The organism is Streptomyces sp. HUAS ZL42 (assembly GCF_040782645.1).
Lineage (GTDB): Bacteria > Actinomycetota > Actinomycetes > Streptomycetales > Streptomycetaceae > Streptomyces.
The window spans coordinates 7,345,586-7,358,726 of record NZ_CP160403.1 but is presented as its reverse complement, the minus strand read 5'-3'; the positions used below and the strand labels follow the sequence as shown (position 1 = coordinate 7,358,726).

Annotated in this window: 10 protein-coding genes; 8 read left to right on the top strand and 2 right to left on the bottom strand. The window is 70.0% G+C overall.

From position 1 onward, the window contains the following. The first annotated feature begins 307 nt into the window (after positions 1-307). Complete coding sequence (locus ABZO29_RS33455; protein ID WP_367323919.1) at positions 308-1,168, top strand: DUF4184 family protein; 861 nt, start codon at positions 308-310, stop codon at positions 1,166-1,168. Here the strand turns inward: ABZO29_RS33455 and ABZO29_RS33450 are convergent. Further along, positions 1,134-1,550, bottom strand: coding sequence for a hypothetical protein (locus ABZO29_RS33450; RefSeq protein WP_367323918.1), 417 nt, complete (start codon positions 1,548-1,550; stop codon positions 1,134-1,136). The genes ABZO29_RS33455 and ABZO29_RS33450 overlap by 35 nt on opposite strands. 360 nt (positions 1,551-1,910) lie before the next feature. Then, the gene (polA, locus tag ABZO29_RS33445; RefSeq protein ID WP_367323917.1) at positions 1,911-4,637 is read right to left on the bottom strand and encodes a DNA polymerase I; all 2,727 of its coding nucleotides are present in this window, start codon (positions 4,635-4,637) and stop codon (positions 1,911-1,913) included. Between the two features lie 155 nt (positions 4,638-4,792). Between polA and ABZO29_RS33440 the strand changes: the two genes are divergently transcribed. The 7 genes from ABZO29_RS33440 (at position 4,793) to ABZO29_RS33410 (ending at position 13,139) form a co-directional block, all read left to right on the top strand. Beyond that, on the top strand, positions 4,793-7,072 hold the full coding sequence (locus tag ABZO29_RS33440; protein WP_367323916.1) for an FdhF/YdeP family oxidoreductase: 2,280 nt from the start codon (positions 4,793-4,795) through the stop codon (positions 7,070-7,072). Between the two features lie 54 nt (positions 7,073-7,126). Next, positions 7,127-7,615 carry a PaaI family thioesterase gene (locus ABZO29_RS33435; protein ID WP_367323915.1) on the top strand — a complete coding sequence of 163 codons (489 nt, stop codon included), beginning with the start codon at positions 7,127-7,129 and terminating at the stop codon, positions 7,613-7,615. Between the two features lie 79 nt (positions 7,616-7,694). Next, positions 7,695-8,117 carry a hypothetical protein gene (locus ABZO29_RS33430; protein ID WP_367323914.1) on the top strand — a complete coding sequence of 141 codons (423 nt, stop codon included), beginning with the start codon at positions 7,695-7,697 and terminating at the stop codon, positions 8,115-8,117. Beyond that, positions 8,114-8,743 carry a Tat pathway signal sequence domain protein gene (locus tag ABZO29_RS33425; RefSeq protein ID WP_367323913.1) on the top strand — a complete coding sequence of 210 codons (630 nt, stop codon included), beginning with the start codon at positions 8,114-8,116 and terminating at the stop codon, positions 8,741-8,743. Before ABZO29_RS33430 ends, ABZO29_RS33425 begins: the two co-directional genes overlap by 4 nt. A gap of 285 nt (positions 8,744-9,028) precedes the next feature. Beyond that, positions 9,029-10,261: a branched-chain amino acid ABC transporter substrate-binding protein gene (locus tag ABZO29_RS33420; protein ID WP_367323912.1), complete on the top strand. Its 1,233-nt coding sequence runs from the start codon at positions 9,029-9,031 to the stop codon at positions 10,259-10,261. Between the two features lie 116 nt (positions 10,262-10,377). After that, positions 10,378-11,310 (top strand): branched-chain amino acid ABC transporter permease, encoded by a 933-nt coding sequence (locus ABZO29_RS33415; RefSeq protein WP_367323911.1) that lies wholly within the window; start codon positions 10,378-10,380, stop codon positions 11,308-11,310. Positions 11,311-11,315: 5 nt separating this feature from the next. Next, a complete protein-coding gene (locus tag ABZO29_RS33410; protein WP_367323910.1) occupies positions 11,316-13,139 on the top strand; it encodes a branched-chain amino acid ABC transporter permease in 1,824 nt (607 codons plus the stop codon). Positions 13,140-13,141: the final 2 nt, after the last annotated feature.

Here is a 13,141-nt window from a genome sequence, read left to right as displayed (position 1 = left end):
GTGACGATCGACGCGCGGGGCGGGTTGCCCTCGTGGGGCGCTCGCTTCGCGCGTTTACGTTGTTCCAGATGCGTTGTCGCGATTGTTCTGTCTTGCTCTGCTCACTTGTTCGACCGTGCCGCCCGGCACGGTGACCCAGGTGACCCTACGACAACTTCCTTTGCAGTGGCAGCGGTTCGTGCCCGAATTTCACCGATTGGCCATACATGGTTCGTACGGATCTGCGACAGTGGGCGGGTCCCGCATACTGGGCAGCGTTGATCACCGGTCGGGGGGGTCCGGCCAACGTCCGCCACGGGGAGCCCAGTTGCCGTTCACTCTGAGTCATGCCGCCGCGGTGCTGCCCGCGATACGCGCCGACGGTACCGGCCGGGGCCGCCTGGTGCCGTCGGTGCTCGTGGCGGGTTCCTTTGCTCCCGACATGACCTATTTCGCGGCTAGCGTTCTGTCCGGGGCCATGGAGTTCGGCGATGTCACCCACTCCTTCCCGGGCGTGTTCACGGTGGACGTGCTCGTCGCCTGGGCGCTGGTCGGGTTGTGGCTGCTGGTGCGCGAGCCGCTGGTGGCCCTGCTGCCGCGGTCCCGTCAACGGCGCACGGCCACCCTGCTGCGCTGCGGTGCTCCGCGCGCGCGGGCGGAATCGTCCGTGGCGCTGCGGTGGTACGTCTCCGCCGCGCTGGGCGCGCTGACGCACGTCGTCTGGGACGCGTTCACGCATTTCGACCGGTGGGGCATGCGGCTGTTCCCGGTACTGGAGCGGGAGATCGCGGGCTCACCGTTGTACTGGTACCTGCAGTACGGGGGTTCGGCCGCCGCCGCGGTCGTGATCGCCGTGTTCCTGGTGTACGCGCTGCGGAGGGTGCCGGCGGGTGAGCCGGTGGGCGTGCCGTCGCTGTCGGTGCGGGACCGGTGGTCGGCCGTGGTGGTGATCGGCGGCTGTGTCCTGCTCGGGGCGGCACAGCGGGCGTCGCGGTGGTGGGACGAGTGGGGGTCTTCGGCAAGGCCCTGGGAGCTGATTCCGACGCTGTGCTTCGGGGTGGGCGCGGGACTGGTGCTGGGGGTGCTGCTGTACGCCGTGGGCGTGCGCGTGTGGCGTCCGGCCGCCCGGGATGTCGCCGGGCGGCCGGAGGAGCTCAGCGCGGAGCGGAGTCGGCCGGGCGCTCACTGAGGGGCGTGGCAGGCGCGACGAAGACGGTGAGGGGGCGTGCCGCCCGGGCTCTGCGCAGCCGTCCGAGAAGCAGCACGAGACGGTCGTACGCCGCCTCGGCCCACAGCCGCCAGGCGGTGATCTCGTGGGGGCGTACGGCGGTGTCGTCCCGGCGTGTGAGGCGCGTGAGCCGGGCAGCACCGCGTCGGAGGCCGGCGACGGCCCCGCGGATGGCGGCGAAGGGAGTGACGGGGATGCGGGCGGTGGCGGCGCCGCGCGCGAAGGGCGGTACCGCGGGGAGCGGCGCGGAGCTGGCCGCACTGGCGTTGCGCTGCGTGTTTGCCATCGCCGTGGCCTGGGCGCGTGCGTGTGCCGTCCGGCGGTGGAGCATGCGTATACCCATGGCGGCATCTTGGCGGGCCGGGGCGACGGAGGCTTTTTCTCGGGGGCCACGTGGGTGAAGGGCCCTGCGGGGTGAGGCTGGGGTTGTGCGAGTAATTTCCGGGTTGTGCGGGTGGGGCGGCGGTTGCGGGTGGGACGGTGTTGCGGATTGTGCCGGTGGGGCGGAGGCTGCGGGTTGTGCGGGTGGGGCGGCGGTTGCGGGTGGGGCGGCGGTTGCGGGTTGTGCCGGTGGGGCGGCGGTTGCGGGGTTGCGGAGGTTCGGCACCGCCGGAAAGCGCCGTCGTGGTTGCTCGCCGTTGGGGGGAGGGCGCTGCGGAGCGGGCGGGCGCTGAAAATGCCCCGCCCGCTCCGCCGCCGGAGGCTAGTGCGCTGCCGACTCCCAGTCCGGGCCCACGCCCACCGAGACGCCCAGCGGGACCCTGAGGTGAACGGCGGCGGCCATTTCGCGGCGGACGAGTTCCTCCGCTGTCTCCCGCTCGCCGGGGGCGATCTCCAGGACGATTTCGTCGTGCACCTGCAGGAGCATGCGGGAGTCGAGGTTCGCCTGGCGCAGGGCGCGGTCGACGTTGAGCATGGCGATCTTGACGATGTCCGCCGCCGTGCCCTGGATGGGGGCGTTGAGGGCCATGCGCTCGGCCATCTCCCGGCGCTGGCGGTTGTCGCTGTTGAGGTCGGGCAGGTAGCGGCGGCGGCCGAAGAGGGTCTCCGTGTAGCCCGTCGCGCGCGCCTCGTCCACGACCCGGCGCAGATAGTCCCGTACGCCGCCGAAGCGCTCGAAGTACGCGTCCATCAGGGCGCGTGCCTCGGCCGCCTCGATGTTCAGCTGCTGGGAGAGGCCGAAGGCGGACAGCCCGTAGGCGAGGCCGTAGGACATCGCCTTGATCTTGCGGCGCATCTCCGCGTCCACCGCGGTGGGCTCGACCGCGAACACCTGTGACGCCGCCGTGGTGTGCAGGTCCTCACCCGAGGTGAACGCCTCGGTCAGGCCCGCGTCCTCGGAGAGGTGGGCCATGACACGCAGTTCGATCTGGCTGTAGTCCGCTGTCATGAGGGATTCGAAGCCCTCGCCGACCACGAAGCCGCGGCGGATCGCCCGGCCCTCGTCCGTGCGGACGGGGATGTTCTGCAGGTTCGGGTCCGTCGACGACAGGCGGCCCGTCGCGGCGACGGTCTGGTTGAAGGTGGTGTGGATGCGGCCGTCCGTCGCGATCGTCTTGATCAGGCCCTCGACGGTGACGCGGAGCTTCGCCTGTTCACGGTGGCGGAGCATGATCACCGGCAGTTCGTTGTCGGTCTGGGTGGCGAGCCAGGCCAGGGCGTCGGCGTCGGTGGTGTAGCCGGTCTTGGTCTTCTTCGTCCTGGGCAGGGCGAGTTCGCCGAAGAGGACTTCCTGGAGCTGCTTGGGCGAGCCCAGGTTGAACTCGTGCCCGGCCGCCGCGTGGGCCTCCTTCACCGCCTGCTGAACGGCGCCCGCGAACATCTGCTCCATGGCCTCCAGGTGGGGCCGGTCGGCGGCGATGCCGTGGCGCTCCATACGGGCCAGCAGGGCGGAGGTGGGCAGCTCCATGTCGCGCAGGAGGTCGGACGCGCCGACCTCCTGGAGCTTGCTCTCGAAGGCCTCGCCCAGGTCGAGGACCGCCCGGGCCTGGATCATCAGGGCCTCGGCCTCCGCCCCGTCGTCCGTGCCGAACGCGAGCTGGCCGTCGGCCGCGGCGGCCGGGGCCAGCTCCCTGCCCAGGTACTCCAGGGACAGCGCGTCCAGGTCGAAGGAGCGGCGGCCCGGCTTGACCAGGTAGGCGGCGAGGGCGGTGTCCATGCGCACGCCGGCGACGCTCCAGCCGTGCTCGGCGAAGACGCGCATCGCGCCCTTGGCGTTGTGCAGGACCTTGGCACCGTCCGCATCGGCGAGCCAGGCCGCGAACGCCGTCTCGTCCGCCTCGTCCAGCTGGGAGGGGTCGAACCAGGCGGCCGCTCCCCCGGACGCGGCGAGCGCGATCTCGGCGACCGAGCCGGTGCCCAGTGCCCAGGTGTCGACGGTGGCGACGCCGAGCGTCCCCGTGCCGTGCTCGGCGAGCCAGCCGGCCAGCTCGCCGGTGCCCAGCACGGTGCCGTCCAGTTCCACGCCGTCCGTCGTGATGGGGGTCGACTCGGCCTCCTCGGCCCCGGGGTCGACGGCGAACAGACGCTCACGCAGGGACGGGTTGCGGATCTCCAGGGTGTCCAGGACCATCGCGACGGCCTTGCGGTCGTACGCCGCCCGCTCCAGGTCGGCGACCGTCCTGGGCAGCTCCACCTGCCGCTCCAGCTCGGTGAGCCGACGGTTGAGCTTGACCGCCTCCAGGTGGTCGCGCAGGTTCTGCCCGGCCTTGCCCTTGACCTCGTCGACGCGCTCCACGAGGTCCGCGAACGAACCGAACTGGTTGATCCACTTCGCGGCGGTCTTCTCGCCGACGCCGGGGATGCCGGGGAGGTTGTCGGAGGGGTCTCCGCGCAGGGCCGCGAAGTCGGGGTACTGCGCGGGCGTCAATCCGTACTTCTCGAAAACCTTCTCCGGGGTGAACCGGGTCAGTTCGGAGACGCCCTTCGTCGGATACAGCACCGTGGTGTGCTCGGTGACCAGCTGGAAGGAGTCCCGGTCGCCGGTGACGATCAGCACCTCGAAGCCCTCGGCCTCCGCCTGCGTGGCGAGCGTGGCGATGACGTCGTCCGCCTCGTATCCGTCGACCGCGAAGCGCTGTGCGTGCATCGAGTCGAGCAGTTCGCCGATCAGCTCGACCTGGCCCTTGAACTCGTCCGGGGTCTTGGAGCGGTTCGCCTTGTACTCCGTGAACTCCTCGGAGCGCCAGGTCTTGCGGGAGACGTCGAAGGCCACCGCGAAGTGGGTGGGCGCCTCGTCGCGCAGCGTGTTCGCCAGCATCGACGCGAAGCCGTAGATCGCGTTCGTCGGCTGACCCGTCGCGGTCGTGAAGTTCTCCGCGGGCAGCGCGAAGAACGCACGGTAGGCCAGTGAGTGCCCGTCCATGAGCATCAGGCGCGGGCGGCTGCCGCCGGAGGTGTTGTCGGTCTTCTTCGATGCTGTCTCTGCCACGCCCCCGATCCTGCCACGAGCCACTGACAGTCGGTGCTGCCCTCCCTCTTCCGCCCGGCCGGGAGCGCTGTCACCGGCCCGTGCGAGGATCGGGACAGCGGAGATCCGGGGCTCCCCCGGCAGGACACAGTGCGGTGTGTGAAGGAGAGTGCGCGATGGCCACCAAGCCGCCCAAGGCAGATCCGGTCCAGGACGCGCCGCAGGTCGCCGACCCGAAGAACGCGGCGGCCGGGCTGCCGGCCGTCGGGCACACCCTGCGCATCGCCCGCCAGCAGATGGGCGTGAAGCGCACCGCGCTGACGCTGCTGCGCGTCAACCAGAAGGACGGCTTCGACTGCCCGGGCTGCGCCTGGCCGGAGCCGGATCACCGGCACAAGGCGGAGTTCTGCGAGAACGGCGCGAAGGCGGTCGCCGAGGAGGCCACCCTGCGGCGGGTCACCCCGGAGTTCTTCGCGGCGCACTCCGTCGCCGACCTCGCGACCCGCAGCGGCTACTGGCTGGGACAGCAGGGGCGGCTCACGCACCCCATGTACCTCCCCGACGGGGGCGAGCACTACGAGCCGGTGACGTGGGAGCGCGCCTTCGACATCGTCGCCGAGGAGATCACCGCGCTCTCCTCCCCCGACGAGGCGCTCTTCTACACCTCCGGGCGCACCAGCAACGAGGCCGCCTTCCTCTATCAGCTGTTCGCGCGCGAGCTCGGCACGAACAACCTGCCGGACTGCTCGAACATGTGCCACGAGTCCTCCGGCTCGGCCCTGTCGGAGACCATCGGCATCGGCAAGGGCAGCGTCCTGCTCGAGGACCTCTACAAGGCCGACCTGATCATCGTCGCCGGGCAGAACCCCGGCACCAACCACCCCCGCATGCTCTCCGCCCTGGAGAAGGCCAAGGCGAACGGCGCGCGGATCATCAGCGTCAACCCGCTGCCCGAGGCGGGCATGGAGCGCTTCAAGAACCCGCAGACCCCGCAGGGCATGCTCAAGGGCACCGCGCTCAACGACCTGTTCCTGCAGATCCGCATCGGCGGCGACCAGGCCCTCTTCCGCCTCCTCAACAAGCTGATCCTGGAGACGGACGGCGCGGTCGACGAGGCGTTCATCCGCGAACACACCCACGGCTACGAGGACTTCACCGAGGCCGCACGCGCCGCCGACTGGGACGAGACGCTCAGGGCGACCGGCCTGACCCGCAAGGAGATCGAGGAGGCCCTCCGCATGGTCCTCGCCTCCGAGCGGACCATCGTCTGCTGGGCCATGGGCCTCACCCAGCACAAGCACGCGGTGCCGACCATCCGTGAGGTGGTCAACTTTCTGCTCCTGCGCGGCAACATCGGCCGCCCGGGCGCGGGCGTGTGCCCGGTGCGCGGTCACTCCAACGTGCAGGGCGACCGCACGATGGGCATCTTCGAGCGCCCGGCGCCCGCCTTCCTGGACGCCCTGGAGAAGGAGTTCGGGTTCGCCCCGCCGCGGGAGCACGGCTACGACGTCGTCCAGGCCATCCGCGCGCTGCGCGACGGCGAGGCGAAGGTCTTCTTCGCCATGGGCGGCAACTTCGTCTCGGCCTCCCCCGACACGGAGGTGACCGAGGCGGCCATGCGCCGCGCCCGCCTGACCGTGCACGTGTCGACGAAGCTCAACCGTTCGCACGCGATCACGGGCACGCGCGCGCTGATCCTGCCGACCCTCGGCCGCACGGAGCGTGACCTGCAGGGCAGCGGCGAGCAGTTCGTGACGGTCGAGGACTCCATGGGCATGGTGCACGCCTCGCGCGGGCGCCTGGAGCCGGCGAGCGGGCAGCTGCTGTCCGAGCCCGCGATCGTGTGCCGGCTCGCCCGCCGTGTGCTCGGCGAGGACAGCAAGGTGCCCTGGGAGGAGTTCGAGAAGGACTACGCGACGATCCGTGACCGCATCGCGCGTGTGATCCCCGGTTTCGACGACTTCAACGCGCGCGTGGCCCGGCCCGGCGGCTTCGCCCTGCCGCACGCTCCGCGCGACGAGCGCCGCTTCCCGACGGCCACCGGCAAGGCCAACTTCACCGCCGCGCCCGTGGAGTGGCCGGAAATGCCCGAGGGGCGGCTGCTGCTGCAGACGCTGCGCTCGCACGACCAGTACAACACCACGATCTACGGCCTGGACGACCGCTACCGCGGGATCAGGAATGGGCGCAGGGTGGTCCTGGTCAACCCGGAGGACGCCCGGGCACTGGGGGTCACCGACGGGTCGTACGTCGACCTGGTGAGCGAGTGGAAGGACGGCGTGGAGCGGCGCGCGCCGGGCTTCCGGGTCGTGCACTACCCGACCGCGCGCGGGTGTGCGGCCGCGTACTACCCGGAGACCAACGTCCTGGTCCCGCTGGACGCCACCGCGGACACCAGCAACACCCCGGCCAGCAAGTCGGTCGTCGTGCGTCTGGAACAATCGGCACCCGACTGAGCGTTTGCTCAGTCGACGAGTACCGACTGAGCACCACGAACGGAGCCGGGCCCCATGGGTGAACAGCAGCACGTGAAGTTCCCACAAGAGGTCATCGACGAGTACGCGGCGCTCGGCGTCGACCTGCCGGCACTGTTCTCCGCAGGGCACCTCGGCACGCGCATGGGCGTGCAGATCGTCGAGGCGTCCGCGGAGCGGGTCGTCGGGACGATGCCGGTGGAGGGGAACACCCAGCCGTACGGGCTGCTGCACGGTGGCGCGTCCGCCGTCCTCGCCGAGACCCTCGGCTCGGTCGGCTCCATGCTGCACGCCGGCAGCTCCAAGATCGCCGTCGGAGTCGACCTCAACTGCACCCACCACCGCGGTGTCCGCTCCGGCCTGGTCACCGGCGTGGCCACGCCCGTGCACCGCGGGCGCACCACGGCGACGTACGAGATCGTGATCAGCGACGAGGCCGGCAAGCGCGTGTGCAGCGCCCGCCTGACCTGCCTGCTGCGGGACGTGAATCCCAGCGACGAGAGCCGCATGCGCGGTGCGGGCTGAGCCGGCGAAAGACGAAAGGACCGAGACACCGTAGGCGGCACCGTTGCTCCGGGGCGACCCGGCGGCCTAGCGTCAGATCATGACAACGGGTGGATCCCCCGGGCCGGGGGCCGTGGTGCTCGGGTTCCGGCTGGGACTGGCACTGCTCACGGGCGTGCTGGCGACCGGCTGCGGCGATTCCGGCACCCCGGGCGCCGCCGCCTCGCGCACCCCACGCACCAGCTCCCCCTCGCCGCAGACCACCTCTCCCGAGGCTCTGTGCACGCGGATCGTCGCGTACTGGTCGCGCGAGGTGCTCGACGACAACACGTACGGCGACTACCAGTCGATGGGGCTGTCCAACGGCCAGTACGAGATCCTGCGGTCCGTCGTGGACGCCGCGCGGGCCGAGAAGAAACGTCAAGGGGCCGCGGCCGCCGACGCGTTGATCGACCGCAAGGCGCGCGAAGGCTGCGCCGACTGGTACCGCAGCGGCGGTCCCGGCGAGGGCCCCTGGCAATGAGCGGCGTCGGTCCCGTCGAGCCGGGTGAGGGCACGCGCGCGTGGGATGCCCAGGATGCGGACGCCCCACACCTCCCCGCCCGACCGCACGAGAGCCCCCGCCGTGCCGCGGCCCGCTTCTACGGCAGGCACCGCCGGGCCACCCTCACGGCGCTGGCCGCCCTCGCACTCCTCGCGGGCGGCGGCTCCCTCTACGCGACCCGGCCCCACCAACCCCCGCCCCCCACCCCCCCGTTTCCCTCCCAGGTCGTCGACCTCACCTACGTCGACGCACGGACCGCGCCCCGGGGCGCCGCGCCCGGGAGCTTCAGCTTCGAGGTACTGCTCGGCGTGGACTCCGGTCCGCCGGTCACTGTGACGCGCATCACCCAGCCGTACGCCGGTCTTTCCCTGGTCTCGGACCCGGTGCCGCCGTTCCGGACACGGGCCGGTTCCGTCCGCAGGGTCGTCATCACGATGCGGGTGACGGACTGCGGAAAGGCGCCGGAGAACGCCGGACTGCCTTTCCTGGACGTAACTCTGCGTAATACGCGCGCAATACAAGAGCACAGTTTCATCCCGGGGCCGCGTTACGCACAGGACCTCTCCCGGGCCCTACAGGTCGCCTGCAGCAACGAATCCAGGTAATTACCAAAATGCCTGAGACGCCTGAATGGGTCGGGGCGGATCCTGCAGGTTCTCACTATGTGGACAGGGCGAATCGGCCTGAAATTCGCTGTTCCCCCCACGCAGTACCGCTCTGCATTACGTCGTGTCATAACAAGAGCGTCACAGCATGGGTCAGACCCTCCTCCACGTTCCCCGCACACGCTTAGAGTCACCGCCAGTCACCGCGCCGTCGATTGCCCATCGACCTGCGCTCGACTCGGCCGCTTCCACGGGGATGCGGCTGCGCCAGGGAAAGGACTGATCGTGCGTCAACGTTCGCTCATCGCCATCACCGCCGCGCTGGCGGCGGGAGCACTCACCCTCACCGCCTGCGGCTCGCGCGACAGCGGCGACAAGGGCTCCGACTCGGACAACGGCGGCACCACCGTCACCATCGGAGTCGACGCCCCGCTGACCGGCGACCTGTCCGCGCTCGGTCTCGGCATCAAGAACTCGGTCGACCTGGCGGCCAAGACCGCCAACAAGCAGAACTACGTCAAGGGCGTCACCTTCAAGATCGAAGCCCTCGACGACCAGGCGCAGCCCTCCTCGGGCCAGCAGAACGCCACCAAGCTCGTCAGCGACAAGAGCGTCCTCGGCGTGGTCGGCCCGCTGAACTCCTCCGTCGCCGAGTCCATGCAGAAGGTCTTCGACGACGCCAAGCTGGTCGAGGTCTCCCCGGCCAACACCAACCCGGCGCTCACCCAGGGCACCAACTGGGCGACCAGCAAGGCCCGCACGTACAAGTCGTACTTCCGCACCGCGACCACGGACGCCATCCAGGGCCCGTTCGCCGCGCAGTACGTGTACAACGACTCCAAGAAGACCAAGGTCTTCGTCATCGACGACAAGAAGACCTACGGCGCCGGTCTCGCCGCCACCTTCACCAAGGAGTTCACGAAGCTCGGCGGCAAGGTCGTCGGCACCGAGCACATCAACCCCGACGCCAAGGACTTCTCCGCGGTCGCCACCAAGGTGAAGACCTCCGGTGCGGACGTCGTCTACTACGGCGGTGAGTACCCGCAGGCCGGCCCGCTCAGCAAGCAGATCAAGGCGGCCGGCGCCAAGGTCCCGCTGGTCGGCGGCGACGGCATCTTCGACCCGAAGTTCATCGAGCTGGCCGGCGCCAACGCCACCGGCGACCTCGCCACCTCCGTCGGCGCCCCGGTCGAGGAGCTCGCCTCCGCCAAGGAGTTCGTCGCCAACTACAAGGCGGGCGGCTACAAGGAGGAGTACGCGGCGTACGGCGGCTACTCCTACGACTCCGCGTGGGCCATCATCGAGGCCGTGAAGAAGGTCGTCGACGACAACGGCGGCAAGCTCCCGGACGACGCCCGCGCCAAGGTCACCGAGGCCATGCAGAACGTCTCCTTCGACGGTGTGACCGGCAAGGTCTCCTTCGACGAGTACGGTGACGCCACCAACAAGCAGCTCACCGTGTACGCCGTCGAGAACGGTGCCTGGAAGGCGGTCAAGTCCGGTACCTACTCCGGCTGACCCACACACCCGCACCACTCCTGAGCCGCGCGGGGCGCTGTTCCACTGGCGCCCCGCGCGGACTCACATCCGGCCCCACCCGTCGAAACATCCGAAACCGTCTCGGAGGACATGCGGTGAACGAACTGCCGCAGCAGCTGGTCAACGGCCTGCTACTAGGATCCATGTACGGGCTGGTCGCCATCGGCTACACAATGGTCTATGGCATCGTCCAGCTCATCAACTTCGCCCACGGCGAGATCTTCATGACCGGAGCGTTCGGCGCTCTCACGGTCTACCTGTACATCCTGCCCGACGGCACATCCATGTGGATCGCCCTGCCGCTGATGCTCGTCGGCGCAGTCATCGTCGCCACCACCGTCGCCGTCGGAGCGGAACGATTCGCCTACCGGCCCCTGCGCACCGCACCACGCCTCGCCCCCCTCATCACCGCCATCGGCCTCTCCCTCGCCCTGCAGCAGGCCGTGTGGGCGTGGTACCCGGACGCCCGCTCGTCCATCACCTTCCCGCAGATCGACGGCGGCCCGTTCCACATCGGCGACGTCACCATCCAGACCGGTGACATCTTCCTGCTGATCGCCGCCCCCATCAGCATGGCCGTCCTCGCCTGGTTCGTGATGCAGACCCGCACCGGCCGCGGCATGCAGGCCACCGCCCAGGACCCCGACACCGCCAAGCTCATGGGCATCAACACCGACCGCATCATCGTGGTCGCCTTCGCCCTCGGTGCCACCTTCGCCGCCGTCGGAGGCGTCGCGTACGGCCTCAAGTACGGCGAAGTCAACTTCCGCATGGGCTTCATCCTCGGCCTCAAGGCCTTCACCGCGGCCGTCCTCGGTGGCATCGGCAACATCTACGGAGCCATGCTCGGCGGCGTCGTCCTCGGCATCGCCGAAACCCTCGCCACCGCCTACATCGCCGACATCCCCGGCATGGACCAGTTCGGCAGCCAGTCCTGGGCCGACGTATGGGCCTTCGTACTCCTCATCCTCGTGCTCCTCTTCAGGCCACAGGGCCTGCTCGGCGAGCGCGTCGCGGACAGGGCGTGACACCGATGACCACACAGACCACCGCTCCCGAAGCCCCCACCCCGGCCGCGGCCTCGGCCGGCCTCATCGGCGGCATCTCCCCCACCATCGGCCGCGCCCTCGCCACCGGCGGCGGCGCCCTCGCCACCATCTCCACCTTCACGGCCTGGACCTGGACCTCCTCGTTCCCCGGCGACCTCACCGTCTACGGCTACCCGGGCGGCCTGCAGGTCCTCGTCCTCATCGGCGGCATCCTCACCACGCTCCTCGGCCTCTCCTCCTACGGAGTCAAGGGCCTGCGCTGGCTCACCCCCGCAGGCGCCGACGGCGCCCTCAAGCTCGCCGCACTCGGCACCTTCGCCACCGCCTGGTACACGATCATCGCGATCAGCGCCAAGCTCGGCGGCCTCGTCAACCTCGAACCCGGCGGCTGGATCCTCGGCATCGCCACCCTCGTCGCCATCGTCGGCGCCGCAGCCCTGCCGTTCGAACACCCCACGCCCGAACCGATCGACCCCGACGACACCGGCTGGGAACACTTCCGCCACAACCAGCGCCACAAGCGCGCCGTCCTCAAGGCCGCCTTCGCCTCCGGCACCCCGGCCCCCGCCCGCGCGCTGCCCGCGTACGCCGAGATCCTCGTCATCGTCGCCGCACTCGCCGTCGGCCTGACCGTCTTCACCTACGGCATCGGCACCGAGTACGACGAACTCTTCATCGGCTTCCTCATCACCGCCGGCTTCGGCTTCGCCGCCGTCGCGAAGGCCGGGCTCGTGGCCCGGGTCTCCGCCATCACCGCCAAGCACCGCACGGTCACGATGATCGGCGCCTTCGCCGCAGCCGCCGCATTCCCCTTCACCCAGTCCGACGACCAGTACGCGACGATCGGCGTCTACATCCTGATCTTCGCCACCGTCGCCCTCGGCCTCAACATCGTCGTCGGCCTCGCCGGCCTCCTCGACCTCGGATACGTCGCCTTCCTCGGCGTCGGCGCCTACACCGCGGCCCTGGTCTCCGGCTCCCCCTCCTCCCCCCTCCACGTCCAGTGGCCGTTCTGGGCCTCCGCCCTCCTCGGCGCAGCCGTCGCCATGGTCTTCGGCGTCCTCATCGGCGCCCCCACCCTGCGACTGCGCGGCGACTACCTCGCCATCGTGACCCTCGGCTTCGGTGAGATCTTCCGCATCACCGTCCTCAACATGGACGGCACCTCCGGACCCGACGTCACCAACGGCTCCAACGGCATCTCCTCCATCCCGAACCTCGACATCCTCGGATTCGACTTCGGCCAAGAACACGACATCGCCGGGTTCACCATCGCCCGATTCGCCAACTACCTCCTGCTGATGCTCCTCATCACGCTGATCGTCGTCATCGTCTTCCGACGCAGCAGCGACTCCCGCATCGGCCGCGCCTGGGTCGCCATCCGCGAGGACGAGACCGCAGCACTCGCCATGGGCATCAACGGCTTCCGCGTCAAGCTCATCGCCTTCGCCCTCGGCGCCTGCCTCGCCGGCCTCGCCGGCTCCGTCCAGGCCCACGTCACCTACACCGTGACACCCGAGCAGTACCAGTTCGCCCACGTCGTCCCGCCCAACTCCGCCTTCCTGCTCGCCGCAGTCGTCCTCGGCGGCATGGGCACCATCAGCGGACCGCTCGTCGGCGCCTCCCTGCTCTACCTCATCCCGGCCAAGCTCCAGTTCCTCGGCGACTACCAGCTCTTCGCCTTCGGTCTCGCGCTCATCCTGCTGATGCGCTTCCGTCCGGAGGGCCTCATCCCGAACCGGCGCCGCCAGCTCGAATTCCACGAAGAGGCCGAAGCGCCCGCAGTCCTCAGCAAGGCAGGGGTCTGACC

Bases quoted from the DNA above. Each gene is read 5' to 3' on its own strand.
- ABZO29_RS33450 (WP_367323918.1), bottom strand. From the start codon at position 1,550: ATGGGTATACGCATGCTCCACCGCCGGACGGCACACGCACGCGCCCAG.
- ABZO29_RS33440 (WP_367323916.1), top strand. From the start codon at position 4,793: ATGGCCACCAAGCCGCCCAAGGCAGATCCGGTCCAGGACGCGCCGCAG.
- ABZO29_RS33435 (WP_367323915.1), top strand. From the start codon at position 7,127: ATGGGTGAACAGCAGCACGTGAAGTTCCCACAAGAGGTCATCGACGAG.
- ABZO29_RS33430 (WP_367323914.1), top strand. From the start codon at position 7,695: ATGACAACGGGTGGATCCCCCGGGCCGGGGGCCGTGGTGCTCGGGTTC.
- ABZO29_RS33425 (WP_367323913.1), top strand. From the start codon at position 8,114: ATGAGCGGCGTCGGTCCCGTCGAGCCGGGTGAGGGCACGCGCGCGTGG.
- ABZO29_RS33410 (WP_367323910.1), top strand. From the start codon at position 11,316: ATGACCACACAGACCACCGCTCCCGAAGCCCCCACCCCGGCCGCGGCC.